This is a genomic window from Polymorphospora rubra (assembly GCF_018324255.1).
Classification (GTDB): Bacteria; Actinomycetota; Actinomycetes; order Mycobacteriales; family Micromonosporaceae; genus Polymorphospora; species Polymorphospora rubra.
On record NZ_AP023359.1, the window covers coordinates 2,524,927 to 2,549,882 of the forward strand.

Here is a 24,956-nt window from a genome sequence, read left to right on the forward strand (position 1 = left end):
GATCCGACCGTTCCGACGACACGGCCGGCGTACTTCCGCAGTGAGCGGGAGCACGCCGGCCGTGTCGCTTAGGCGACCAGAAAGTTAACCCAGAGCGCCGAGCAACCTTTGATTCTTAGGCAGGTGTCGCACCTCACCTAAGAATCTATGGCGCCGCGGTCCACGATGCGCTTCAATGGACTCATCGACGGGCTGACAACCGAATAGCCAGGGGAGAGCTGAAATGTCCATGATCGAACGCTTCCGCAGCCGCCGCGACGCCAACCGCCGCGCTCGGGCCATCGAGCACGCGCTGCGGTCCGCCAACTCGCCGGCCGTCCGCAAGGAGATCCTCGCGATCGCCCAGCGCTACTACGGCTGACCACCTACTTCTCTCGTCGTCTGACGAATTCCATGCCCCGTCCGGGCCACCCGGACGGGGCATCGCCGTATCCGGGCGGCCGGAGACCGCCATTCCTCGCCGCCGCAGCGCCCGGTACGGTTGGGCACGGTCGTCGTTCCGGCCACCAGGTACCGGGGCGCTATCGACCCGGGTCCACCCGTGCGGCTGGTGACGGCCGGGTGCTCCCGGCAGGACCGGTCCCCGACCGGCTACCGTGCGGGGAGCTTGCACGGCCGATCCCGCCGAGTCACCGCCGACCACACAGGTGACCAGTGCGGGGCCGGCACGGCCGACATGTGATGGAGGAGGCGCACATGACGTCCGAGGGTCAGCAGCACCCCGGTCGTGAGCCGCAAGAGGCTGCGCCGGGCGCCGGTCACGGACCACGTACGGACGAGCAGTCGACCGCCTACCCCGGCGAGCGCCAGGCGACGCCGGGCAACAGCTGGGCCACGTTCGCCCCGGGCGTACGGCCGGAACAGTCCGCCCCCTGGGCGCCACCGGCCGCCGCTCCCCCCGTACCCGGCACCCCGCACCCCGGCGCCGAGCAGGCGCCTCCCGCCGCCGGCTATCGCAGTGAGTGGGGCAACCAGCCGGCGGCGTACCCGCCGCCCGGCGCGGTTCCCGGGGCGCCGGCCGCGCACGTTCCGCCGGCACCGCGCCCGGTGCACGAGCCCGAGCCGTGGTCGCCCGAGGAGGCGTGGGGCACCGGTGCCCGTAGTGGGCCCGGCCGACCCGCCGAGCAGCCGCCGGTCCACCAACGTCCGCTGGACGAGCCACCCGCCGGCACCCCGTTCGCCCCGGCCCCGGAGCCGGCCGCCCAGCCGTGGGCCGCGCAGGACCAGCCGCCCGCCGAGTGGGACGCCGGCCAGCGCGAGCCGGGCCGTTTCGAGGCCGTACGCGCCGCCTGGCGCGAGGACGCCCGCGAACAGGACGTCCGGCCCGGCAACGAGTCGGCGCAGCCGCCTTCGGCGTGGGCCCCGGCCGAATCCGGCCGGCAGCCGTGGCCGGCGCCGGAGTCCGGCTCGGCCTGGCCGCCGCCCGGATCGGTCCAGCCGCAGTCCGCCCCGCCGCAGTCGGCGCAGCCGCAGGTCGCCTGGCACCAGCCGGCACCGGCCGAGCCGGCCCGCGAGGTCACCCCGCCCGGCCAGTTCCCACCACCCGGCCAACTCTCCCAGCCCGGCCAGTACGCCGCCGGATCGGTGCCGCCGCCCGCCGGGCCCGGCCAGTACGGCCAACCGCTCGGACGCGGCGAGCCCGAGGGCTACCCGGCGCAGTCCGCCGGGTCGGACCGGTTCGCCCAACCGCTGGATTCCGGCGAAGCCTGGCAGCCCGCAGCCCCCGCGAACGGTGGCTGGCAGCCCACACCGGCCGCCGGCCCGGATCCCGGCTGGCAGCAGCCGCCGGCCGCGGCGGACAGTGGCTGGCAACCGCAGCCGCAGTCCGCGCCCGCCGGCGGCCCCGGCTGGCGGTCGACCGACCCCGAGCCGGCCGAGTACGAGGCCCCCGCCCAGCGCGACCCCGGATTCCAGTCGGCCGGGCCGGTGCCCGGCTTCGCCCCGTCCGGCGTGGTGCCGCTGCCGCCGCAGGAGGCCCGGGTGCCCGGCGCCACGCTCGCCGCGTCGCCGCCCGCCAACTACGAGTCCTCCTCGGCGTACGGGCAGCCGCCCGCCTACGACCAGCCGTCGCCCTACGGCCAGCCGCCCCAGCCGGGGACGGGCGAGCCTGCCCACCGGCCCGACGAGGACCCGCCGGTCATCGCCCCGGTGCCGCACCCGCGCTCGGCCGTCGACAACCCGCCCAGCGGCCGGATGTCGGTGCCCCAGCCGGCCGCCGAGGAACTGCCGGCCGGTGAGCCGGCACAGCCGGGCCGCCCCGTGTCGGCGAGTGCGTCGGTGCCGGTGTCGAGCCTGGTCACGCCGCCGCCGGCGGACGGCGGCACGCCCGGCCCGGCCCGGCCGTCGCAGCCGCGCGTCTACGGCCGGCCGGTCAACCCCGAGCCCGCCGTCGAGGAGCCGGCACCACCGCCGACCTCCGGCGCGCCCTTCGGCGCTCCCCCCACCTCCGGCACGCCCTTCGGCAGCCGGCCGACCTCCGGCCCGCCATTCGGTGCCCCGCCGAGCGCCACCGCCGACGACGACCCGGGCCAGGGCGACGGCGGTGCCCCCGCCGGTGCTCCGTGGCCCGGCCCCAACCAGGCCTGGTCCGACGAACCACGCTGGCCCGGCAGCACGCCGGCCCGGGAGCACGCCAACGGCTTCAGCCACCACGGACCGGCCGCCAACGCAGGATCGGCCCGGGTCGCGCCGTCCGACCCGCCGGCCGAGCCGACCGGCCAGTTCCGGGGTGCGAACGGGGCGCCGTACGGCGATCTCGCCGGCCCCGGCCCGGACGGCGGCCAGCCCGACGGTCCCGGGGGCCAGCCCGGCCCCTTCGGCGGTCCGTCCAACCAGTTCCCGTCCGGGTTCGCGGGAGCCGCTTCGGCGCCGCTCGCATACCCCGGGCCGGAGCCGACGCAGACGCCCGGTGGTCCGTTCCCCGGCAGCCCGGTATCCGGTGGGCCGACCTCGGGCGGTCCGGTGTCCGGGGCGCCTGCTTCGGGCGGCCCGGGTGGGTTCGCCCCGCCCGACCAGTACGGACAGCCGTTCGGCGGCGACTACGGCCAGCCGGCCGGGCCGCACGGCCACCAGCCGCACGGCCAGCAGTCCCACGGCCACCAGCAGCCGACCGGACCGTACGGCCAGCCGCTCGCGGCGGCCGGGCAGCCGGCTCCGGGCGCGGCCCCGAACTGGCAGGACCGGCAGGATCAGGACCGGTTCAACTCGTTCCGGCCCGAGGCCGAGGCGAAGCCGCAGCCGGCACCCGAGCCGGCCGCCGAGCCCGTGCCGCAGGTACGCAACGGTCGGGTGTTGATCGCCGTACTCGCCGCCGCGGTGCTGCTGGTCGCCATCCCGCTGGGTCTGGTCTGGTTGCTCAAGCCCAGCGACGAGGCGTTCAACCCTGCCGTCGGCGACTGTGTCGTGCAGTCGGGCGACCAGCCGACGGCGGCCAACTGTGGTGACGACGGCGCCTTCAAGGTGGTGTCGAAGGTCGGCACCCTCGAGGAGTGTGCCAACAAGGAACAGTGGATCGACGTACCGGCGACGGGCGGCGAGGCGGAGCAGGTGCTGTGCCTGGAGCCGGCGCAGCCCGCACAGCCGGCGACCAGCGGGTAGTCGAGAGCCCGGAACCCGGTTGGGGCAGGATCGTCGGTATGACGAAGGCACGCACCGACCGGGTCCGGGCTCCACAGCTGCGGGGTCGGGGATGGCTCAACACGGGTGGACGCGAGCTCGGCCTCGCCGATCTGCGCGGCAAGATCGTGATCCTCGACTTCTGGACCTTCTGCTGCATCAACTGCCTGCACGTCCTCGACGAGCTGCGGCCGCTGGAGGACAAGTACGGCGACGTGCTCGTGGTGATCGGCGTCCACTCGCCGAAGTTCGAACACGAGCGTGACCCGGTGGCGCTGGCCGCCGCGGTCGAACGGTACGGCGTCGCGCACCCGGTGCTCGACGACCCGGACCTGGACATGTGGCAGCAGTACGCGGCCAAGGCGTGGCCGACCCTGTCGGTCGTCGACCCGGAGGGCTACGTCGTCGCCTCGATGGCCGGCGAGGGGCACGCCGAGGGATTGACCCGGCTGATCGAGGAACTGATCGCCACCCACGACGCCAAGGGCACCCTGCACCGTGGCGACGGGCCGTACGTGCCACCGGCCGAGCCCGCGACGACGCTGCGCTTTCCCGGCAAGGCCGTCGAGCTGCCCGACGGTGACCTGCTGGTCTCCGACTCGGCGCGGCACCGGCTGGTGCGGTTCGCGCCGGACGGCGAGACGGTCGTCGGCGAGATAGGTTCCGGGTCCCGCGGCCGGTCCGACGGCACGGCCGAGACCGCGTCGTTCGCCGAGCCGCAGGGCCTCTGCGTGCTGCCGCCGCACACCGCCGAGGTGGCCGGCTTCGACGTGGTGGTGGCGGACACCGTCAACCACCTGCTGCGCGGTGTCCGGCTCGAGACCGGCGAGGTGGTCACGGTCGCCGGTACCGGCCGGCAGTGGCGGTCGACGGTCGACGACCTTCCGCACGACGCGCTGTGCGCCGACCTCTCGTCGCCCTGGGACCTGGCCTGGTACGACGGCCGCGTGGTGATCGCGATGGCCGGCATCCACCAGCTCTGGTGGTACGACCCGATCAAGCGCACCACCGGCGTCTACGCGGGTACGACCGTCGAGGCGCTGCGGGACGGGCCGCTGCCGGACGTGTGGCTGGCGCAACCGTCCGGCCTGTCGGTGTCGGCCGACGGGACCCGGCTGTGGGTCGCCGACAGCGAGACCAGCGCGCTGCGCTACGTCGAGGACGGTGCCCTGCACACCGCGGTCGGACAGGGGCTGTTCGACTTCGGCCACGTCGACGGGCCGGCCGGCGAGGCGCTGATGCAGCATCCGCTGGGTGTCTGCGCGCTGCCGGACGGTTCGGTGCTGGTCGCCGACACCTACAACGGGGCGGTACGCCGCTTCGACCCGGCCACCGATGCGATGGCGACGGTGGCCGACGGTCTGGCCGAGCCGAGCGACATCGTGGTGACCGGCAGCGGTGCCGTGCTGGTGGTGGAGTCGGCGGCGCACCGGCTGACCCGGCTGGCGCCCGGCACCGTGTCGGCGGCGGGTGCCACGACGGTGGACGGGCCGCGACGGCGGGCCGAGCGGCCGCCGACCCGGCTGCGTGGTGGCGAGGTGCTCCTCGACGTCATCTTCACTCCGGCGCCCGGGCAGAAGCTGGACGACTCGTTCGGGCCGTCGACCCGGCTGGAGGTGTCGGCGTCGCCGCCGGAGCTGCTGGTCGAGGGGGCCGGGGTCGGCACCGACCTGAGCCGCCGGCTGGTGCTCGATCCGGCCGTACCGGGCGGGGTGCTGCAGGTGGTGGCGCAGGCCGCGACCTGCGACGCGGAAGCCGAGCACGCGGCCTGCCACCTGACCCGCCAGGACTGGGGCGTCCCCGTCACGATCGCCGAAGACGCCGAGCCCCGCCTGGCGTTGATCCTCCGCGGCCTGGACACCTAACCCCAAGACCGCACCCCAAGATCCGCGTGATCAGGGACTAAATCGGGCGTGTCGCCGGCGTGCCGCCCGCCAAACTCCCTGATCACGCGGATCATGGCGGCCGAGCCGAGCCGAGCCGAGCCGAGCCGAGCCGCCAAGCCAGGCCGCCGGCGGCGGGCCGGGCGGACCGGGCGGTCAGTCAGGCGAACGGCGCTACGTGCAGGCCGGCTTCCGTCAGGGCGGTACGGACCCTCCGGGCCAGGTCGACGGCGGCCGGCGTGTCGCCGTGCAGGCAGATCGACTCGACCGGGCAGGCGATCGTACTACCGTCCACCGCGACCACGACCCGCTCGACGGCCATCTTCAGCGCCCGCTCGGCCACCTCGGCCTCCGCCGTCACCAGCGCCTGGGGCGCGGCCCGCGGCACGAGGGCCCCGGTCGGCCGGTAGCCCCGGTCGGCGAAGCCTTCGCCGACCACCCGCAGGCCGGCGCCGGTCGCGATCCGGGCCAGCACCGAACCGGGCTGGCAGAGCACCGGCAGCGTCCGGTCGTAGTCGGTCACCGCCGAGACGACCGCCGTCGCCTGCGGTTCGTCGACGGCGGCGGTGTTGTAGAGGGCGCCGTGCGGCTTGACGTACCGGACCCGGGTGCCGGCAACCCGGCACATGCCGTCGAGGGCGGCGATCTGATAGATCACCTCGTCGCGGAGTTCGCCGGGGTCGTATTCGATCCGCCGGCGACCGAAGCCGGCCAGGTCGCGGTAGCCGACCTGGGCGCCGACGGCGACCCCGCGCTGTGCGGCGGCGAGACAGACGCGGCGCATCGTGGCCGGGTCGCCGGCGTGGAACCCGCAGGCCACGTTGGCCGAGGTGACGATGTCGAGCAGGGCCAGGTCGTCGCCGAGCCGCCAGATGCCGAAGCCTTCGCCGAGGTCAGCGTTGAGGTCCATGGAACAGCACGGTAGTGCCCGGGCGGGCCTGGGCCAGCGGGGCGACGTCGTCGACGACGGCGATCACCGGATAGCCGCCGGTGGTCGGGTGGTCGGCGAGGAAGACCAGTGGTTGGCCGTCGGCGGGCACCTGGACCGCGCCGAGCACGATCCCCTCGCTGGGTAGTTCGCCGGCCCGCGCGCGGGTCAGGCGGGCGCCGGCCAGTCGCGCGCCGACCCGGTTGCCCACCGGACTGACCGTGTACGGCGTCGAGAGCAGTGTCCCGACGGCGGCCGTGGTGAACCAGTCGTCGCGGGGGCCGAGCCGGACCGCGAGGCGGAGCACGTCCGGGGTCGGCCGCCCGGGCGTGAAGTGCACGGTCGACGGGGTGGGCACGGCGGTTCCGATCGGCAGTTCGTCGCCGTCGGTGAGCGGGGCGGGGCCGAGCCCGGACAGCGTGTCGGTGCTACGGCTGCCGAGCACGGGCGGTACGTCGATCCCGCCGCCGACGGCCAGGTAGCGGCGTACCCCGTGGCTCGCGGCTCCGATGTCGACGGTCGCCCCGGCCGGTACGGCGACCGGCTGGCCGAGCCCGGCCGCGCGCCCGTCGACCCGCAGCGGCCCGTACGCCCCGGTCACCGCGACGGTCGTGGTCCGGGTGACCCGCAGCCGACAGCCGGTGAGGGTGATCTCCAGCCCGGCGGCGGTCTCGGCGTTGCCGACGAGCCGGTTGGCCAGCCGCAGCGCCGGGCCGTCGAGCGCCCCCGAGCGGGGTACGCCGAGGTGGGCCCAGCCGGGCCGGCCGAGGTCCTGCACGGTGGTGAGCGCGCCGGCCCGCACGACCTGGATCACCTGGCGACCAGGCGTACCCGGGTGCCGGGCATGAGCAGCGCGGGCGGCTCGCGGTGCACGTCGAAGAGGGTGACGTCGGTGTGCCCGACGAGTCGCCAGCCGCCGGGCGAGGCGGTCGGATAGATCCCGGCGTACGGCCCGGCGAGCGCGACCGATCCGGCGGGTACGACGGTGCGCGGGGTGGCGAGGCGGGGCACCTCCCACCCTTCGGGGAGCCCGCGCAGGTAGGCGAAGCCGGGCGCGAACCCGGCGAAGGCGACCTGGAACTCGGTGTCGGTCAGGCGTCGCACGGCTTCGGCGGGCGGGACGCCCCAGTGGCCGGCGACGGCTTCGAGGTCGGGGCCGTCGTACCGGGTGGGGATCTCGACGAGGGTGCCGGTCGCGGTGCCGGCGGCCGGCGGCGGTGGCCAGCCGGCGATCAGTGTGGCGGTGGCGGCGGGGTCGGTGAGGCCGTCGAGGAGCACCGTCCGGGCGGCCGGCACGATCTCGGTGGCGGCGAGCCGCCCGGCGGCGCGTTGCCGCCACAGTTCGGCCCGCCAGGCTTCGACCTGGGCGCCGTCGTCGCATTCGAGGAGCAGTGCGCCCGCGCCGACCTCCCGGATCCGCATCGCGCCATCCTGGCAGACCGCGAAGTGAGTCGTTTCACTACTTCCAAGTAACCTACGGTGCCGTAACCTGTTGCCGTGACCACTTCCACCCCGCTGCGGATGAAGCCGGTCGACATCGGCAAACCTCGGATGCGCGGCTGGCTGCACACATACGCGTTCTTCGTCGCGCTGGTGTGCGGCATCGTCCTGTGCTCGCTCGCCGCGGCCCGGCCGGGCTGGGCCCCACTGGTCAGCTGCGCGATCTACAGCCTCACCGTGTGCGGGCTGTTCGGCACCAGTGCGCTCTACCACCGCCGGGTGTGGTCGGAACGCGGCTATCAGGTGATGCGCCGGCTCGACCACTGCATGATCTTCGTCTTCATCGCCGGGACGTACACGCCGTTCTGCGTGTTGCTGCTGACCGGCACCAAGTCGGTGGTGCTGCTCACCGTCGTGTGGGCGGGCGCGCTGCTCGGGGTGGCCCTCAAGATGATCTGGCCGCACGCGCCGCGCTGGGTCTCCGCGCCGCTCTATCTCGCGCTCGGCTGGGTCGCGATCGCGGTGCTGCCGGACATCCTGGGCAACGGCGGGGTGACCACGCTGGTGCTGCTGATCGTGGGCGGGGCGGCGTACAGCGTCGGCGCGGTCTTCTACGCCCTGCGCCGGCCGAACCCGTGGCCGACGGTCTTCGGCCACCACGAGTTCTTCCACGCCTGCACCCTGGTGGCCGCACTCTGCCACCACATCGCCATCTACTTCGCCCTGTTCGCCTGACCCGCCCGCGCCCGCGCACCACAAGATCCGCGTGATCAGGGGCTTTTCCTGGCGTGTCGCCGGCGTGGCGAGGTGCCAGCTCCCTGATCACGCGGATCTTGTGGGCGGGGGATGGGTCAGACGGTCGGGCCGGGATTGCGCACCTCGCGGTACTCGTGCACGACGCGGTCCTGCGGGATGGGCGCCACCTGGCGCTCGGCCGGCACGGTCTGGACGACCGTACGGCGGCGGCTCTGCCAGAACCAGGTCGTCAGGATGAGGCCGACGACACCGGCGACCATCAGTACCCAGCCGACCACGTTGATGTTCAGCCAACCGAGGTTGACATCGAGCGCGAACGCAAAGATCGCGCCGATCGCGATGAGAAGGATGCTTCCACCGATACCCACTGTTGTCGCCCTCCTTGGCATACGGTGCGACTCCGATCCGACGGTCGCCGTCCCGGGCCGCGTGTGAGGTTGCGGCACCCATCCACTTACCCACGTGCTTCCGGACCGAATCAGGCAAGCTGTGAGTCGGAAGTCGACCCGGGTATGTGCCGACCGAGCGGAGCGAGGGGGCATGTGACCGAGCACAGCGAGGGAACCAGTAGGCCCAGTCGGCCCAGGCATGTGCCGACCGAGCGGAGCGAGGGGGCACATGACCGAGCGGAGCATCGTGCTGTTGCGCCATTCGAAGGCGGAGCAACCGGATGGGATCGCCGACATCGAGCGGCCGTTGACCGACCGCGGTCATGCCGACGCGGGCGCCGCCGGTGCCTGGCTCACCGGCAGCGACAACCTGCCCGATCTGGTGCTGTGTTCGCCGGCGAAACGCACCCGCCAGACCTGGCACGCGGTCGCTGTCGCGATCGCCGGTACGGCGGGTGAGTCCGGCCCCGGCGCGGGCGCCCCGGAGGTGCGTTACGAGCAGGCGCTGTACGCCGGTTCGGCCGGGGATCTGCTCGCCCTGCTCCGCGATGCCGGGGATGCCTACGAGGCGGTGCTCGTCGTCGGACACAACCCGGCGATCTCGGATCTGTCGGCGCTGCTCGACCCGGCCAGCGGCGGCGACGAGGGGCTGCGGACCAGTGGTATCGCCGTGCACCGGTTCACCGGTTCGTGGGGTGACCTGGCAGCCGACTCGGCCGCGATAGCCGACGCCCACACGGCCCGGGGCTGACGCCTACTTCTTCTCGGGCGGCAGCGGGTTGGCCGGCGGCGGGGACGCGGAGGGCAGTTCGGCCGGGGCCTGGTGGATCGAGGTCGAGTGCGACAGGCGGTTCTCTTCGACAATCAACCGCCGGGTACGGCGCCTCCGGTCCGCCCAATACCAGAGGGTGACCGTGATCATGGTTACCCCGGAGAGGATGAGCACCCAGCCAACCGCACGGATGTCGATCCACCACACGTCCGCGCGTATGGCGAAGGCGAGGATCGCGCCCAGAGAGATCAGGAAGATTCCGCCACCAATGCCCATTTGCGCCACAACTCCTCGCGCTGTCTGGGACAGATTCGCGTTCCAGCGTGGCTACCCCCGGGGCATCCGACCAAACGCCGTGCGGGCCACAAATGATCTTGCCCCCGCCATCACGGCGGGGGCAGGATCATCGGGGGGATCGGGTCAGAACACTTCCTCGGGCAGATCCATCACGTCGAGGTCGGTTCCGGCGATGATCCGCCGGTCGGCGCCGACGCGGGGCAGCACCTCGCGGGCGAAGAACCGGGCGGCGGCGACCTTGCCCTGATAGAACGCCTGGTCGCTGGCGGAGACCTCGCCGGCCAGGGCACGCAGGGCCACGTCCGCCTGGCGCTGGAGCAGCCATCCGACGATGACGTCACCGAGAGCCAGCAGGAAGCGCCGGCTGCTCAGGCCGACCTTGTAGAGCGCCCGCGGCTCACCGGCCTGCGCCTCACCGAGCCAGCCGGTCATGACGCCGATGATGTTCTGCACCTCGGACAGCGCCCGGCCGAGCGCGAGACGCTCCTCCTTGAGCTGGCCGTTGCCGCCCTCGGACTCGATGAACGCCTGGATCTCGCCGGCGACGGTCAACAGGGACTTGCCGTTGTCCTTCACGATCTTGCGGAAGAACAGGTCGAGGCTCTGGATCGCGGTGGTGCCCTCGTACAGCGTGTCGATCTTGGCGTCCCGGACGTACTGCTCCAGCGGGTAGTCCTGCAGGAAGCCGGAGCCGCCGAAGGTCTGCAGCGACTCGTGACCGAGCAGTTCGTAGGCGCGCTCCGAACCCACCCCCTTGACCAGCGGCAGCAGCAGGTCGTTGACCCGCTTGGCGACCTTCGCCCCCTCCTCGTCGCCGGCGGCCTCGGCAATGTTGATCTTGTCCTGCCAGGTCGCGGTGTAGACCACCAGGGCCCGCAGACCCTCCGCGTACGCCTTCTGCAGCATCAGCGAGCGGCGTACGTCGGGGTGGTGGGTGATGGTCACCCGGGGCGCGGTCTTGTCGGCCATGCGCAGCAGGTCGGCGCCCTGCTCGCGGCTCTTGGCGTACTCCAGCGCGTTGAGGTAGCCGGTCGACAGGGTGGCGATCGCCTTCGTGCCGACCATCATCCGGGCGTACTCGATGATCAGGAACATCTGCCGGATGCCCTCGTGCACGTCGCCGAGCAGCCAGCCCTTGGCCGGCACGCCGCCGTCACCGAACGTCAGCTCGCACGTGTTGGAGACCTTGAGGCCCATCTTGTGCTCGACGTTGGTGGCGTAGACGCCGTTGCGCTCGCCGAGTTCGCCGGTCTCCTCGTCGAAGTGGAACTTCGGTACGACGAACAGCGACAGACCCTTCGTGCCCGGGCCGCCGGCCCCCTCGACGCCGACCGGGCGGGCGAGCACGTAGTGGATGATGTTCTCGGTCAGGTCGTGCTCACCCGAGGTGATGAACCGCTTCACGCCCTCGATGTGCCACGAGCCGTCCTCCTGGGGAACGGCCCGGGTGCGGCCGGCACCGACGTCGGAGCCGGCGTCCGGCTCGGTCAGCACCATGGTCGAGCCCCACTGCTTGTCGACGAAGAGCTTCGCCCACTTCTTCTGCCGCTCGGTGCCCTCCCGCTGCAGGGTGTGCGCGAAGGACGGGCCGGAGGCGTACATCCAGACCGGCGCGTTGGAGCCGAGCACCAGCTCGGCGAGCGACCACCAGAGCGCCCGCGGCGCGTTGGTGCCGTCGAGCTCCGGCGGCAGGTCGAGCCGCCAGAACTCGGCGTCCATGAACGCCTGGTAGGACTTCCGGAACGACTCGGGAACCGGTGCCGTGTGGGTCGCCGGGTCGAAGACCGGCGGGTTGCGGTCACCGTCGGTGTAGCTGGCGGCGAGGTCTTCGCGGGCGAGCCGGTCGACCTCGGCGATGAAGCTGCGAGCCGTTTCGACATCCAGATCGGTGTACGGCTCCTGGCCGAACGCCTGGTCGGCGCCGAACACCTCGAAGAGGTTGAACTCGAGGTCTCGGATGTTGCTCTTGTAGTGCGTCATGCTCGCTGGCCCCCGGACTTCTCGGGCAGTGTTACCGGTCAGTAACCCCGACTGTATTACCCGCGGGTAGGGAGCGACAAGGTAATAGCAGAAGTGACGGGCACCACACTCGGCGGCACCCGGCGGCACACCGGCTCAGTTGTCGGCCGCGCCGAGTTCCCAACTGGGAACCGCGGTGGTGCTCACCGGACGCGGACCCGCGTACTCCATCAGCACCAGCGCGATGTCGTCGTCGAGGCGACCGTGCACCCACTCGACCAACGCGGTCTCCAGGGACGCCAGCCCGTCCCCGACCGTGCCGTGGCCCAGCAACCGCCAGGCCCGGTCGGCGGTCGGGAAGAACTCGCCGTCCCGGCGCGCCTCGCCCAACCCGTCGGTGAAGAGCAGCAACCGGTCACCGGGTTCGAGCCGCTCCACGCGGGGCCGTACGACCGGCATGAACCCGAGCGGCGGGGCGGGCGCCGGCGGCTCCATGGGGATCACCTCTCCCCGGCGCAGCAGCAGCGGCGGCGGGTGACCGCAGTTCACGATGGTCAGCGTGCCACCCCGCTCCTCGACCAGGGCCGCGGTGACGAAGTCCTCGTCGCCCACGCTCCGGGCGACCGCCCGGTCCAGGTCGGCGACGATCGCCCGCAGATCCGACCGCTCGTACGCCACGTGCCGGTACGAGCCGAGCACGATGCTGGCCAGCCGTACCGCGTCCAGGCCCTTACCCCGGACGTCGCCGATGATCATCCGGACGCCGTACGGCGTGTCCAGCGCCTCGTAGATGTCCCCGCCGATGTCGGCCGTGGCCGTCGCCGAGATGTAACGACCGGCGACCGCCAGGCTGCCGACCTGCGGACCGATGGGGCGCAGCACCGCCTGCTGGGCCACCGCCGCGAGCTTGGACAACTCGGCGATCTGCTCGGCCTGCCGCTGGCGAATCGCCGCCACCCCGGCCGCGATCGCGGTGGCCAACCCGATCCCGATCACGTTGACCACCGCGGCGAGCGAGACCACCTGGCCGGTCAGGGCGAACGCGCCCGCCACCACGGTCGCCAGGACACCGACGGCCAGCACCATCCGCCACGACGCGAACGCCGCCGCCAGGAACGGCGCCGCCGCGACCAGGCCGACGTAGTTGACCATCCCCCCGTCGGCCAGCTCCACCGCCGACACGAGCGCGAGCAGCACGAGGGCCGCGCCGAGACCGGCGCGGGATCCTTGGCTGAGCGGGCGGCGGCCCGACGGGAAGAATGGCATGGGTACGCCGAACAGCATGCCTGATCGACGGGCGCGACTGAACGAAGTTGTCCCCTCGGCTATCTGGTTTTGGCCACCCGTACGCCCGGCGGCCCGGCCAGAGCCCAGGCGGGGGCGCCATCGGCCCCCGATCAGCCGCCCAGCACCTCGTACCGGACCTCGACCTCGCCCCGGTCGAGCGGGGCGATCGCGGCGAACGCCGCCCGCGACAGGTCGATGCAGCGCCCGTCGACGAAGGGGCCACGGTCGTTGATCCGTACGACGACGGACTCGCCGGTCGCGGGGTTGGTGACCCGTACCCGGGTGCCGAACGCCCAGGTGCGGTGGGCGGCGGTGAGGGCGTCCGGATCGAACTGCTCGCCGTTCGCGGTGAGCTGTCCCTCGGCGTAGAACGAGGCGCCGCACGACCCACTGCCCGTCACCTCGTCCTCGACGCTCGGCCGGGTGCTCGGTGTGGGCGTGGGCGTGTCGCTCTGCGGGGGCCGCCCGGGCGACCGGCTCGGGGCCGGTGCGCTCGGGGCCGTACTCCTGCTCGGGGCCGTGGTCCTGCTCGGGGCCGTGGTCCGGGGCACGCTGGGGGTCGTGGCCGTCGGTGGCACGCTCGTCGGGTCGGGGTCCGGTGCCGCGGTGGTCGGGGCCGGGCCGGTGGCCTGCGTCCCGGGTGGCGTCGGTACGGCGAGCGTGGGCCCGCCACCCGGCATCGGCGCGTCGATCGGCGTGGGTACGCGGGCCGGCGGCGGTACGTCGACCGCCGCCGTCGGGGTGGCAGAGTCGGTCACGTGCCGTACGCCGGCGATCCCGCCGCCGACCAGCAGGACACCTGCCAGGATCGCCACCCCCGCGAGCAGCGGACGCCGGTCAGGTTTCCGCAAATGCCGTCCCGCCACGCCGCTGACCTCCCCAAACGCAGATCCGGTACGCCGCGAACCGTAGCCAGACCGGCACATCCGAAGTCAATATGATCATTCACTTTCGCCCGGATATGAGACGAAACGTGTGTCCGAACGTCCGACCCCGGGCGGACCGGCCGGCTCGACAGGATGGTTACGTGCACGCTGACCTGAGGAAACGACTCGTCACCGGGTTCCGCTGGCTCGATCCCGGCCCGCACAGCACCCACCTGGTCAGCGACATGTCCGGCTGGTGGCACGACCCCGAGATCCTGGCCGGAATCGGTCCGGCACTCGCCGCCCTGTTCCCCACCGACCGGCCCACCGTCGTCGTCTCCCCGGAGGCCACCGGATACCTCGTCGGGCCGCTCGTCGCCACCGCCGTCGGCGCGGGCTTCGTACCCGCCGTCAAGCAGGCCGCCGGCCGGCAGGTGGCCGAGCCGGTGACCTGGGCGCACACCCCGCCGGACTACCGCGACCGGACGTTGCGCCTCGGCGTACGCGACCGGCACCTCGGCCCGGCCGACCGGATGCTCGTCGTCGACGACTGGGTGGCGACCGGAGCCCAGGTACGCGCCATCTACGAGATCGCCGCCCGACGCGGCGCCACGATCGTGGGTACGGCCGCCATCGTCGCCGACTGCCCGGGCGAAATCGCCCGCGACCTGGGCCTACGCACCCTCCTCCAGGCACACCACCTCGCAGCCTGACCGGCCACCCAGATCCGGCCCGCAGGTTGAGAGATCATCATCTGGTGGGCACGGTGGGGCAGCTCGTCGAGTACTCGGTCAGGCTGACGCCGGGAATCGCGGTGATCGTGCTGGCGATCGCGCTCCTCGGACGGGCCGCCCCGGCGCTGCGGATCGCGCTGCTCATCGTCGGCTTCATCCTGGTCCGCGACCTGATGACCCCGCTCGGGTTCTGGACGTTCGGCCGGACCGACATCGGGCTGCCATGGCTGCGGTTCATCGACGACGGCGTACTGCTGCTGGTGTTCGGCGCGGTGGTGCTCGGGCTGGTGGCGGTCATGCTGCGGACCCAGCCCGACCTGGCGGCGTACGTCGTCTGGGGACGCCTCGACCCACGGGCACTGGCGACCGCGGTCGGGGCGGCGGCGGTGATCGCCGTACCACTGCTCGGCCTGTTGCAGTTCGTGCCGCTGCACGAACGTGGCGGCGCGGTGGCGGTCTCGCTGCTGGTGCCCCTGCTGGTGCTGGCGCTGCTCGGCAACTTCATGGAAGAGGTCATCTTCCGCGGCTTCCTACAGGGTTATCTGGAGCAGGCCACCGAACTGACGCCCGGCCGGGTGATCGTCCTGTCCGGTCTGATCTTCGCGGCCGGGCACGCCTTCCTGGCGATCACGGTGACCGATCTCGGCTGGCCGATCCTGGCCTTCACGTTCGCCGAAGGGTTGGCCTGTGCCTGGGTGAAGCGGCGTAGCGGCGTACTGGCCGCCTCCCTCACCCACGGCCTGATCATCTTCACCCTGGCCAGCGGCCTCTGATCACTGTGGAGGTTGCGTCCGGATCGGCTGGTATGCCAGGGCCGGTCGACAACCCGGGTCAGTCGCTCGCCCACCCCACTCCCGGTTTCGCCGGCCCCAACCATCTCAGCGTCGGGACGCGTCTTACCGTGCGAGGGGGTGTCATGACCGAGACGTTCCACCAGTTCGTGGTGCACCGCTCGGCGGCGCTGTCCCGGACGGCCTACCTGCTCACCGGTGACCACCAACTCGCCGAGGATCTGTTGCAGACCGCCCTCGCCCGGACCTACCGGCACTGGCGGCGGATCCACGACGGCGACCCCGAGGCGTACGTACGGCGGGTCATGTACCACCAGCAGGTCTCCTGGTGGCGGCGCCGCCGGCTCGCCGAGCGGCTGGAGTCCCGGCCCACCGACCGGGCGGACGACGACCACTCCGACGCCACGGCGCTGCGGCTGACCCTGGCGGCCGCACTGCGCCAGCTCACCCCGCGCCAACGCGCCGTGGTCGTGCTGCGGTTCTACGAAGACCTGACCGAGGCGCAGGTCGCCGAGGTGCTCGGCTGCTCGGTCGGCACGGTCAAACGGCACGGCCACGACGCCGTACGTCGGCTGCGCGCCATCGCCCCCGACCTGATCGACCGGCCGGCGGAGAGGAGCCCACGATGACCGCCCGACTGCGCGAGGTGCTGCACACCGCCGCAGCCGACGTCCCCGCGTACCCGGTCCACGAGCGGGCGCTTGCCACCGCCCGCCGCACCCGGCGCCGTACCCGGCTGGTCGCCGGCGCGGCGGCGCTGGTACTGGTCGCGCTGGCCGGGACGGTGCTGCCACTGGTCGGTACACCCGCCGTCGACCCGGCGGCCCGCGCGAACGCCGCCCTACCCGACCGGGTCGGCATACCGCCCTACGGCAGCCTGCACGCCACCGACCGGCCGCGACTCGGTCCCGCCTCGGTGATCTTCACAGGTCAGGCTCCGGGGCTCCAGCACGGCGAAGAGGGCAGCGTCATCGCGGTCGTCGGTGCCGATACCGACCGCTACCGGATCATCAAAGGCGAGATCGATGCGCAGGCCGGCGAGGACACGGTGCTGTCCCCCGACGGCCGCCGGGTCGCCTTCAGGTCGATCGGCATCGGGCACCCCCGGGTGGAGATCGTCGACCTGGTCACCGGCGGGAGCCGTACGGTGAACGGACTCTCCGGTTCGGCCCTGATCGAGCCGGCGGGCTGGTCACCGGACGGCCGGGCGCTGGTCGTCCGGGACACCGTGCCGACGGACCCGGAACGCAGCGCCTACCGGCGGGTGCTGAGCATCGTCTGGCCGGACGGCAACCGTTGGATCCGGCTGGCCGTCGAGGACGAGGTGGTCACGTCACCGGTCGCCTTCGCACCGGACGGTGCGCGGCTCGCCTTCCAGACCGGCCGTACGGTCTCCGTCGCGGACCTGGGCGGCCGGCGGCACTCTACGTTCACTCTCGCGCCCGACACGGAACTGGCCGGAAAGGGCGCCTGGAGCCCGGACAGCAGGTCGTTGACGGTGGCCCGACGCGACGGCGGCAGCTGGAGCCTGCGGCAGGTCGACCCGACCACGGGTCAGGACCTCGGCGCGCTCGATACGCCGGCCGTCTCCGGCGTGACCGCCATCCGGCTGCTGGGGTGGGCGGCGGACGGATCCGCTCGGGTCGTCGGCTACCAGCCGCATCCCCGCGCACGGGCCACGTTCGACGTCCCCCTCCCCATCGACCAACGCCTCGCGTACGGCAACGTCGGCACCGTACGGGTGTTGGCTCTCGGCCGCGGCGCGGAGTCTCCCACCACCCTGCTCACCGCGCCGGACGACGTCGTGGCGATCGACGTCGCCGACGAGGTGGTACGGAGCGGTCGCACCCGCGAGGCGAGCCCGCCCGAAGGCGTCGGTCCCCGGATCTTGTTCTGGCCGGTCGTCGGCACCGTCCTGGTGGTCGGCGTCGTGGCGTACCGCAACCGCGAGGGGCTCGCACTCTGGCTCCACAATCGACGGATCAGGCGAACGCGGGCTCGCGCCGCCAGATCTCGGATCTGACGGGTCCGGATTACGTCCGCCGGTCCGCGGCCTTCATCACAGGCGGGCAAGCCAGGGGTGCTCCGGATGTACGACATCCAACGCGTCTTTCAGCCAACGCCGCTCGTCGGACGTCAGCAGCGGAACCGTTCCCTCGAAGTCGATGCGGTCCTTGTCCCGGTCGGTCTTCGCTTTGAACAGCAACACGACCTCGGGGCAGAGGTAAGGGATGCCGTCCGAGCTGTACCGGATGATCTCCGCATAGGGCCGCCGGATCTGCCAATTACGTCGACAGATCCAGGTGGCGCCGTCGTACGGCTCACGGAACACGTCGAAGCGCCAGACGCCCGCGCCCCGCTGCCACGCCCACGTCTGGTGGTATGTCGCCAACGCCTCCGGCGACAGCGATACAGCCTTGCCATCACCCGCGATGTAGAAGTCGCAGTCCGGGAAACGGTCAGCCACGTCATCGAAGCGATCGGCAGGGACGGCGATCTCCACGTCCTCGTGTTCGCGGGTCTGCTCACCGCGGAAAAGGTCGATCGCCCAGCCACCCGCCACGTACCAGGGCACGTCCAGCCCCGCCAACCGGTCGGCGATCACCCACGGGGTCCAGGGATCCCACGCGTCAAGGTCCGGAGACATCCGCTGAGCCTACGCACACACAGGCGTACGCCCGACCCACAATCGCCCCGGCGAGCATCCGTCGCCCCAGAGCAATCGCTTGACAGAACCCCGGGATGCGTTGTGATGCTGTCCCGCATGCAGTCAAGAGCATGGCTGAAGCAGGATGATCAATTCGCACCGGGCAAGGAACTGTTCCGGTCGGAACGTCGCTTCGTGGTCTGGGCTTACGCTCTGAGCCACAGCCAACTGCTCCTACGTGCAGACCAGGCGTCTCATGACAGGCACCGGCAATCCCGTATCGATCTTCTGTTCAAGCCGGTCGACGCGATGAAGACGCGAATGGACTACGACGGTCTGGCGGTGCGGTGCGCCTCCACCGAGGAGCACGAGCGCATCCTGCGCGAGACCGGCCACCCGGCCGCCCATAACACCACACGCCTTCTACCGTCCGAGTTCCCCATCCCATGGAGCAAGATCCAAGCAGCGCAGATGCCTGACTAGCCTCCGGCCACCGAATCCTCCGAACCAGGTCCAACCGGGTAGGTGCGGCATGCCGAAGAAACGGTTCGCGTGAGAGAAGCCCAGGTCGGATATTCATCCTGACCTGGGCTTCTTCGTGGAGCGGGTGACGGGAATCGAACCCGCACTGTCAGCTTGGGAAGCTGATGTTCTGCCATTGAACTACACCCGCGAGCGGACCTCACTGTACCTGGTCGGCGCCACTGGCGCACGAACCCCTCCCGCCCGCCGCCCCGATCCGCGTGACCAGGGGGTGGGCACCACGACGGGCGCCGGCCCCTGGCCACGCGGATCTTCGGGGGGATGGGTGGGGCTCAGGCGGCTAACTGGGGCGTCGCCGCGGGTGCGACGGCGGGGTCCAGCCAGAGCTGGACTTCCGGGCGGCCGGCGGGGTTCGCCGCCAGTGGGGTGGCGCCGGACCGGCCGTGGCGGGCGACCATCGCGACCTCGATGCTGAACTCGAAGAGGCGCCAGTCGACGTCGTTGGTGGCGCGCAGGCTGTCGGCGAGCCGGGCGACCCGTGCCGGGTCGGTCACGGGGTGGGCGCGGCCGGCGACGTAGGCTTCGTCGTCGCTGTCCTCCGGCGGGAACGAGTGCAGGGCGTACCGGCCGTCGCGCTCCAGGTCGCGGCGTTTGGGTGAGTCGACGACGAAGCAGAAGAGGCCCTCGTCGGTGATCACCGGGGCGACGGGGTGCACGCGCGGCCCGCCGTCGGCCCGGATGGTGGCCAGGTAGCCCAGGCCGGGGCCGTACTGGTGCATCAGCGAACGAATCGCTGCGGCGAGGCGGGGCTCGTCGGTGGCGAACTCGGTCCAGGTAGCCATACCGGAATTCTATCGAACATCTGTACGACACGGGTAACGAAACGCGGATCTGACCAGCACAATCTGCCTGAACCGGCGGGGCGCGGCGCCGACCCGTCCAGGTCGGCTCGCTATGGTGTGACGATGCTGCTCTCCGACCGCGACCTCGTCAGTGAGATCAAGGCGGGCGCCCTGGCCCTGGAGCCGTTCGATCCGGCGCTGGTCCAGCCGTCGAGTATCGACGTACGGCTCGACCGGCTCTTCCGGGTCTTCAACAACCACCTTTACACGCACATCGATCCGTCGGTGCAGCAGGACGACCTGACCTCCGCGGTCGAGGTGCCGGACGGCGAGCCGTTCGTGCTGCACCCGGGCGAGTTCGTGCTCGCGTCGACGCTCGAGGTGATTTCGCTCGGCGACCAGCTCGCCGGGCGGTTGGAGGGCAAGTCGAGTCTGGGCCGGCTCGGCCTGCTGACCCATTCGACGGCCGGCTTCATCGATCCCGGCTTCTCCGGGCACGTGACCCTGGAGCTGTCCAATGTGGCGAACCTGCCGATCACGCTGTGGCCGGGGATGAAGATCGGCCAGCTCTGCATCTTCCGGCTGTCGTCGCCGGCGGAGCACCCGTACGGGTCGGCGGTCTACGGTTCGCGCTACCAGGGGCAGCGGGGGCCGACACCGAGCCGCGCGTGGCAGAACTGGCGGACCTGGCCGGTCCGCTGAGGGTCGGGACACGAAAGGGGCGCCGCCCGGATCCGGGAGGCGCCCCTTCGTATCACGGTCAGAGTCTGGGCCGACCGAAGCTGTGGATGGTGCCGTTGTCGTAGCGCTTCATCAGGACCGGTACGCCGGCCTGGGAGGCGTGCACCAGCCAGCCGTCACCGACGTACATGCCGACGTGGCTCAGGTCGGAGTTGTAGAAGACGAAGTCGCCGGGACGCAGTTCGGAGCGGCTGATCGACGGCATCATCCGGCGCTGGGCCGCGGCGTTGTGCGGCAGCCGTACGCCGACCTTGCCCCACGCGGCGAGCATCAGACCGGAGCAGTCGTAGCCGCCCGGGCCGGAGGCGCCCCAGACGTAGGGCTTGCCGATCTGGGAGCAGGCGAACTTGGCGACCGTGCTGGCCGGACCACCGGGGTACGTCGCCGGGCAGGGCGCCGGCCGCAGCGAGCCGAGGCCGCCGGAGGTGCCGTACGCCTTGAGCCGCAGGTCCTGGAGCTTCTTGATGTCCGCGTTGATCTGCTTGGTCTTGGCGGCCAGTTCGGCCTCGGTCGTGGTGAGCTGGGCGACGAGGGTGTCGAGCGGGCCCTTCTCCGCCGTGTACTGCGCCTTGAGGTCGACCACGCTCTGGATGTCGCGGGCCTGTCGGCGGGCGAACTGGTCGAGCAGTTCGAGCTGGTCGGCGAGGGTCTGCGGCGAGCCGTTGGTGAGGATCGAGTTCAACGCCGACGTGTTGCCGCCCTTGTAGGCGCGGGTGGCGAACTGACCGACGCGTTCCATGGCCAGGTCGACCTGGAGCTGCAGCGGGGTGATCTTCGCGGTGAGCGCGTCGGCCTGCTTCTTCTTCGTCGCCAACTGCTCGCGGGTGGCGTTGTGTTGCTCGATCACCGGTTCGAGCTGGCTCCACGACTTGTCGATCTGCGCTTCGATCTCGGCGACGGTCGGCTCGGCCTGGGCGGGTACCGCCCCGAAGAGGACAAGGGCGACGCTGGCGACGGCGACGAAGACGGTGGTCCTGGTCAACCTGCGGAGACGTGGCAGCGCCGGCGGTCGGCCGGCGGTCGCCGACCGGTAGGGCCGGCGCCACGGTGCATGATCAGCCACCGGGGTCGGTGCTCCTTCTCCTTCGGGAACCGCCTACCGGGTTAGCTGACGGGTTCGGGCGGGAGAGTTGCGCCCTACCGCAGGTTCTGCGGATTCACCCCGATGGTGCCTGGGTCCCCGGCTCACGACCTTGCTGCGACTCGGCGGTGTCGAGTCGACGTCATCCCTGGTGGATGGCGGGTTCCGCTCGACGGTTCATCACACTAGGCAGCGTCGTTATCAATGCGCAACCACCGGAACTGTGAAATCCGTTGCGTGTCAAGCCTGTCGCGCTCCGTACGTCTGAAAGTTTCCTACACTGCGCAGACATAGGCTGGAATCCATTGACGAAAGTCGCCGCAGGGACGAAGGTGACGACACGCCCCAATCCGACTGGAGGTTCGATGCAGCGTCTCACCAAGCCGACGGGCAGGCGGATCCTGCTCAGCGTCGCGGTCGTCGGCGCCGCGACGCTCGTGCCGGTCGGCCCGGCACCCGCCGCGCCGCCCCCGACCGACACCAGACAACAGCAGTACGCCGCCGCGTCCACCGAGTACGGCGTACCGGAGAGCATCCTGCTCGGCGTGTCGTACCTCCAGTCGCGCTGGGACACCAACGCCGGAACACCCAGCACCAGCGGCGGGTACGGCCCGATGCACCTCACCGACGCCGAGCACGTCGCGAGCCTGCCGATGCCCGGCCACCACGGCACCCACGAGGACCCGCGCGGTGACACCTCCCGGGAGGCGATCGAACTCGAACACCCCGCGCCGAACCCGCCCGACGAGGCGGCACTGCGTACCCTCGACACCGCCGCCGGACTCACCGGGGCGGGCGCCGAGTCACTGCGTACCGACCCGGTTGTCAACATCCGTGGCGGCGCCGCGCTGCTCGCGGCGTACCAGCGGGAACTGGGCGCCCCGCAGGGCGCCGACAGCGACCCGGCCGACTGGTACGGCGCGGTCGCCAGGTATTCCGGCGCGGACACCCGCGACGCGGCGGCCGCCTTCGCCAACGAGGTCTACTCGACGATCCGGACCGGCGCGAACCGGCGGACCGACGACGGCCACCAGGTCAGCCTGGCCCGGCACGCCGAACTCACCCCGACGACGTCCTGGCTGGACCGGCTCCGGCTGCGTGAACTGGCCCGCCCGGACGGGCTGGAGTGCCCGGACGACATCTCCTGCGAGTGGCTGCCGGCACCGTACGAGTTGCGCGGCGACGGCACGGTCCCGACCAGCTACGGCAACCACGACAAGGGCAACCGACCGGCCCAGCAGAAGATCGAATACATCGTCATCCACGACGCCGAGGGCTACTTCGCCGGCACGACCCGGCTGGCCCAGGACAAGAACTGGGTGAGCTGGCACTACACGCTGCGCTCGGTCGACGGGCACATCGCCCAGCACCTGAAGGCCAAGGACGTCGGCTGGCACGCCGGCAACTGGTTCGTCAACGCCAAGGCGATCGGCCTGGAGCACGAGGGCTTCGCCGCCCAGGGCACCTGGTACACCGAGGCGATGTACCGCACCTCCGCCAAGCTGGTGCGGCACCTGGCGCTGCGGCTCGGCATCCCGCTCGACCGGCAGCACATCATCGGCCACGACAACGTGCCCGGCACGCTGGCCAGCAACATGGGCAGCATGCACTGGGACCCGGGCCCGTACTGGAACTGGTCGCACTACTTCGACCTGCTGAAGGCGCCGTTCTGGAGCACCGGCACGCACCGCACCGGCCTGGTCACCATCGATCCCGACTTCGCGACGAACCGGCCGGCGTTCACCGGCTGCGAGGTCGCCGGCGTACCGTGCCCGTCGCGCGGTTCGTCGTCGGTGATCCTGCGCAGCGCGCCGAGCCCGGACGCGCCGCTGGTCAACGACCTGGCGAAGCGCCCCGACGGTACGCCGAACACGATGCACGTCTCCGATCACGGTGCCCGTGCGTCGGCCGGGCAGACGTACGCCGTCGCCGAGCGGCGGGGTGACTGGACGGCGATCTGGTATCTCGGTCAGAAGGCGTGGTTCCACAATCCACCGTCGGCGCCGACCGGCAAGTGGTCGGTCGGCCTGGTCGCCACCCCGAAGCCCGGCAAGGAGACGATCCCGCTGTACGGCCGCGCGTATCCGGAGGCGGCGGCGTATCCGGCCGGGGTGCCGTACCAGACGATCTCCCCGTTGCAGTACACGATGAAGGCCGGCGAACGGTACGCCGTCGGTGACGTGCTGGGCAGCGAGTACTACCGCGCCAGCACGTACGAGGGCAACTCGCCCGGGGACCGGACGGTGATCCGGGGCGAGAAGACGTACGTGCAGATCCAGTTCGGACACCGGTTCATGTACGTGGACCGGGAGGATGTGCAGATCCAGATGTCACCAGTCGGCGCCCCGCGCTGACCTGCCGGTCACCAGTCGGCGCCCCGCGCTGACCTGCCGGTCACCAGTCGGCGCCCCGCGCTGACCTACCGGTCACCAGTCGGCGCCCCGCGCTGACCCGGTCCGGAACGACGAAACGGCCCCCGCGGGGAGCGGGGGCCGTTTCGTGGAAGAGATGCCTATCCGGTTCCGACGCGCCGGAAGCCGACGACCGGCTTGCCCATCTGGTCGATGCTCGCCATCTGCACCGGCAGGCCGGCCCGGGGGGCGTGCACCGTGACGCCGTTGCCGAGATAGATGCCGACGTGGCTCAGGTCGCTGCCGAAGAACACCAGGTCGCCGGCTTTGGCATCGGCCCGGCTCACCGCGGTTCCGCGGTTCCACTGGGCACCGGTGTAGTGCGGCAGGGACACCCCGGCCCGGGCCCACGCGTACTGGGTCAGGCCGGAGCAGTCGAAGGAGTTCGGACCGGCCGCGCCCCACACGTACGGCTTGCCGATCTGGGCGCAGGCGGTGGCCACCGCACGGTTCGGGTGGTTGGTCGGGCAGGTGCCGATGCGGACCGGCGGGCCGATCGGCACGTTCATGGCGGCCTGCATCCGCTCCAGGTTCTTGATCTCGGCGTCGATCTTCTTCTTCTTCGCCGCGAGGTCGGCGTCCTGCTTGCGCTGCTCGACGATGACCGTGTCGAGGGACGTCTTCTCGGTCTCGTACTGCTCTTTCACGGTGACGACGCCGGCAACCTGCCGCTGCTCGTGCCGGGCCAGCATCCGGAGCATCGTCAACTGGTCGGCGAGGCTGTCCGGCGTGCCGACGGTGATCAGCGCGTTCAGGCTCAACGACGGGCCGCCCTTGTACTGCTGGGTGGCGAGCAGGCCGATCCGCTCGGTCGCCATCTCGGTCTGCAGCATCAGCGGCTGGATCTTCTTGTCGAGTTCAGCCGCCTTCTTCTCGTTGGCCTTCAACTCGACACGAACCTTGTTGTACTGCTCGATGATCGGTTCGAGTTCGTGCCACTTGTCGTTGATCTGCGCCTCGAGTTGGGCGGCGGTCGGCTGGGCCTGCGCCGGCACGCCGGGCAGCAGGGTCACGGCCAGCGCCGCGCTGAGGGC

Annotated in this window: 24 protein-coding genes, 1 tRNA gene and 1 riboswitch; of the genes, 12 read left to right on the forward strand and 13 right to left on the reverse strand. The window is 71.7% G+C overall.

Annotated elements, in window-relative coordinates; all coding sequences use genetic code 11:
* Positions 1–223 precede the first annotated feature (223 nt).
* The 3 genes from Prubr_RS11690 to Prubr_RS11700 all read left to right on the forward strand — a co-directional run bounded on the left by Prubr_RS11690 (position 224) and on the right by Prubr_RS11700 (position 5,480).
* Positions 224–361 (forward strand): hypothetical protein, encoded by a 138-nt coding sequence (locus tag Prubr_RS11690; RefSeq protein WP_212824807.1) that lies wholly within the window; start codon positions 224–226, stop codon positions 359–361.
* 335 nt (positions 362–696) lie between these two features.
* Positions 697–3,597, forward strand: a complete 2,901-nt coding sequence (locus Prubr_RS11695) for an LppU/SCO3897 family protein (RefSeq protein WP_212824808.1) — start codon at positions 697–699, stop codon at positions 3,595–3,597.
* A 38-nt stretch (positions 3,598–3,635) separates the two neighbouring features.
* Positions 3,636–5,480, forward strand: a complete 1,845-nt coding sequence (locus Prubr_RS11700; protein ID WP_212824809.1) for an NHL domain-containing thioredoxin family protein — start codon at positions 3,636–3,638, stop codon at positions 5,478–5,480.
* Positions 5,481–5,658: 178 nt separating this feature from the next.
* Here the strand turns inward: Prubr_RS11700 and Prubr_RS11705 are convergent, their stop codons facing one another.
* The 3 genes from Prubr_RS11705 to Prubr_RS36805 are packed head-to-tail and all read right to left on the reverse strand — an operon-like array spanning position 5,659 to position 7,848.
* Positions 5,659–6,408 carry a LamB/YcsF family protein gene (locus Prubr_RS11705; RefSeq protein WP_212824810.1) on the reverse strand — a complete coding sequence of 250 codons (750 nt, stop codon included), beginning with the start codon at positions 6,406–6,408 and terminating at the stop codon, positions 5,659–5,661.
* Positions 6,392–7,240: a 5-oxoprolinase subunit C family protein gene (locus Prubr_RS36800; RefSeq protein WP_246568579.1), complete on the reverse strand. Its 849-nt coding sequence runs from the start codon at positions 7,238–7,240 to the stop codon at positions 6,392–6,394. Before Prubr_RS36800 ends, Prubr_RS11705 begins: the two co-directional genes overlap by 17 nt.
* Positions 7,237–7,848, reverse strand: a complete 612-nt coding sequence (locus Prubr_RS36805; RefSeq protein WP_246568581.1) for a 5-oxoprolinase subunit B family protein — start codon at positions 7,846–7,848, stop codon at positions 7,237–7,239. Before Prubr_RS36805 ends, Prubr_RS36800 begins: the two co-directional genes overlap by 4 nt.
* A gap of 75 nt (positions 7,849–7,923) precedes the next feature.
* Between Prubr_RS36805 and trhA the strand changes: the two genes are divergently transcribed.
* Complete coding sequence (gene trhA / locus Prubr_RS11715; RefSeq protein ID WP_212824814.1) at positions 7,924–8,601, forward strand: PAQR family membrane homeostasis protein TrhA; 678 nt, start codon at positions 7,924–7,926, stop codon at positions 8,599–8,601.
* Between the two features lie 116 nt (positions 8,602–8,717).
* Here trhA and Prubr_RS11720 read toward each other — a convergent pair whose 3' ends face one another.
* On the reverse strand, positions 8,718–8,990 hold the full coding sequence (locus Prubr_RS11720) for a DUF6458 family protein (RefSeq protein ID WP_212824816.1): 273 nt from the start codon (positions 8,988–8,990) through the stop codon (positions 8,718–8,720).
* A gap of 250 nt (positions 8,991–9,240) precedes the next feature.
* On the opposite strand from Prubr_RS11720, the gene Prubr_RS11725 reads away from it, so the two are divergent.
* A complete protein-coding gene (locus Prubr_RS11725) occupies positions 9,241–9,762 on the forward strand; it encodes a SixA phosphatase family protein (RefSeq protein WP_212824818.1) in 522 nt (173 codons plus the stop codon).
* A 3-nt stretch (positions 9,763–9,765) separates the two neighbouring features.
* Here the strand turns inward: Prubr_RS11725 and Prubr_RS11730 are convergent, their stop codons facing one another.
* The 4 genes from Prubr_RS11730 to Prubr_RS11745 form a co-directional block, all read right to left on the reverse strand.
* Positions 9,766–10,059, reverse strand: a complete 294-nt coding sequence (locus tag Prubr_RS11730; RefSeq protein ID WP_246568582.1) for a DUF6458 family protein — start codon at positions 10,057–10,059, stop codon at positions 9,766–9,768.
* 144 nt (positions 10,060–10,203) lie between these two features.
* Positions 10,204–12,060, reverse strand: coding sequence for an acyl-CoA dehydrogenase (locus Prubr_RS11735; protein ID WP_212824820.1), 1,857 nt, complete (start codon positions 12,058–12,060; stop codon positions 10,204–10,206).
* A 135-nt stretch (positions 12,061–12,195) separates the two neighbouring features.
* Positions 12,196–13,323 (reverse strand): PP2C family protein-serine/threonine phosphatase, encoded by a 1,128-nt coding sequence (locus tag Prubr_RS11740; RefSeq protein WP_212824822.1) that lies wholly within the window; start codon positions 13,321–13,323, stop codon positions 12,196–12,198.
* 113 nt (positions 13,324–13,436) lie between these two features.
* Positions 13,437–14,192 (reverse strand): septal ring lytic transglycosylase RlpA family protein, encoded by a 756-nt coding sequence (locus tag Prubr_RS11745; RefSeq protein WP_425518007.1) that lies wholly within the window; start codon positions 14,190–14,192, stop codon positions 13,437–13,439.
* Positions 14,193–14,353: 161 nt separating this feature from the next.
* Between Prubr_RS11745 and Prubr_RS11750 the strand changes: the two genes are divergently transcribed.
* The 4 genes from Prubr_RS11750 (at position 14,354) to Prubr_RS11765 (ending at position 17,740) form a co-directional block, all read left to right on the forward strand.
* Positions 14,354–14,905: a phosphoribosyltransferase family protein gene (locus tag Prubr_RS11750; protein ID WP_246568583.1), complete on the forward strand. Its 552-nt coding sequence runs from the start codon at positions 14,354–14,356 to the stop codon at positions 14,903–14,905.
* Between the two features lie 44 nt (positions 14,906–14,949).
* Positions 14,950–15,699, forward strand: coding sequence for a CPBP family intramembrane glutamic endopeptidase (locus tag Prubr_RS11755; RefSeq protein ID WP_212824828.1), 750 nt, complete (start codon positions 14,950–14,952; stop codon positions 15,697–15,699).
* A gap of 143 nt (positions 15,700–15,842) precedes the next feature.
* Entirely contained in the window at positions 15,843–16,346 is a 504-nt protein-coding gene (locus Prubr_RS11760; protein WP_212824830.1) for a SigE family RNA polymerase sigma factor, read from the forward strand.
* Complete coding sequence (locus Prubr_RS11765) at positions 16,343–17,740, forward strand: TolB-like translocation protein (protein WP_212824832.1); 1,398 nt, start codon at positions 16,343–16,345, stop codon at positions 17,738–17,740. Before Prubr_RS11760 ends, Prubr_RS11765 begins: the two co-directional genes overlap by 4 nt.
* A 36-nt stretch (positions 17,741–17,776) precedes the next feature.
* Here the strand turns inward: Prubr_RS11765 and Prubr_RS11770 are convergent, their stop codons facing one another.
* Positions 17,777–18,364, reverse strand: a complete 588-nt coding sequence (locus Prubr_RS11770; protein WP_212824834.1) for a nucleotidyltransferase domain-containing protein — start codon at positions 18,362–18,364, stop codon at positions 17,777–17,779.
* Positions 18,365–18,481: 117 nt separating this feature from the next.
* On the opposite strand from Prubr_RS11770, the gene Prubr_RS11775 reads away from it, so the two are divergent.
* Entirely contained in the window at positions 18,482–18,847 is a 366-nt protein-coding gene (locus Prubr_RS11775) for a hypothetical protein (protein WP_212824836.1), read from the forward strand.
* 116 nt (positions 18,848–18,963) lie between these two features.
* Here the strand turns inward: Prubr_RS11775 and Prubr_RS11780 are convergent.
* Positions 18,964–19,037 (reverse strand) — tRNA-Gly (locus Prubr_RS11780).
* Between the two features lie 142 nt (positions 19,038–19,179).
* Positions 19,180–19,689, reverse strand: coding sequence for a pyridoxamine 5'-phosphate oxidase family protein (locus tag Prubr_RS11785; RefSeq protein WP_212824838.1), 510 nt, complete (start codon positions 19,687–19,689; stop codon positions 19,180–19,182).
* Between the two features lie 123 nt (positions 19,690–19,812).
* Between Prubr_RS11785 and dcd the strand changes: the two genes are divergently transcribed.
* Positions 19,813–20,391, forward strand: a complete 579-nt coding sequence (gene dcd, locus Prubr_RS11790) for a dCTP deaminase (protein ID WP_212824840.1) — start codon at positions 19,813–19,815, stop codon at positions 20,389–20,391.
* A gap of 58 nt (positions 20,392–20,449) precedes the next feature.
* On the opposite strand, the gene Prubr_RS11795 is transcribed toward dcd, so the two are convergent.
* Positions 20,450–21,493 (reverse strand): C40 family peptidase, encoded by a 1,044-nt coding sequence (locus tag Prubr_RS11795; RefSeq protein ID WP_212824842.1) that lies wholly within the window; start codon positions 21,491–21,493, stop codon positions 20,450–20,452.
* A 15-nt stretch (positions 21,494–21,508) separates the two neighbouring features.
* Positions 21,509–21,649: riboswitch (cyclic di-AMP (ydaO/yuaA leader) on the reverse strand.
* A 227-nt stretch (positions 21,650–21,876) separates the two neighbouring features.
* On the opposite strand from Prubr_RS11795, the gene Prubr_RS11800 reads away from it, so the two are divergent.
* Positions 21,877–23,865, forward strand: a complete 1,989-nt coding sequence (locus tag Prubr_RS11800; protein WP_212824844.1) for an N-acetylmuramoyl-L-alanine amidase — start codon at positions 21,877–21,879, stop codon at positions 23,863–23,865.
* Positions 23,866–24,023: 158 nt separating this feature from the next.
* On the opposite strand, the gene Prubr_RS11805 is transcribed toward Prubr_RS11800, so the two are convergent.
* A complete protein-coding gene (locus Prubr_RS11805) occupies positions 24,024–24,935 on the reverse strand; it encodes a C40 family peptidase (RefSeq protein ID WP_246568585.1) in 912 nt (303 codons plus the stop codon).
* Between the last annotated feature and the right edge of the window lie 21 nt (positions 24,936–24,956).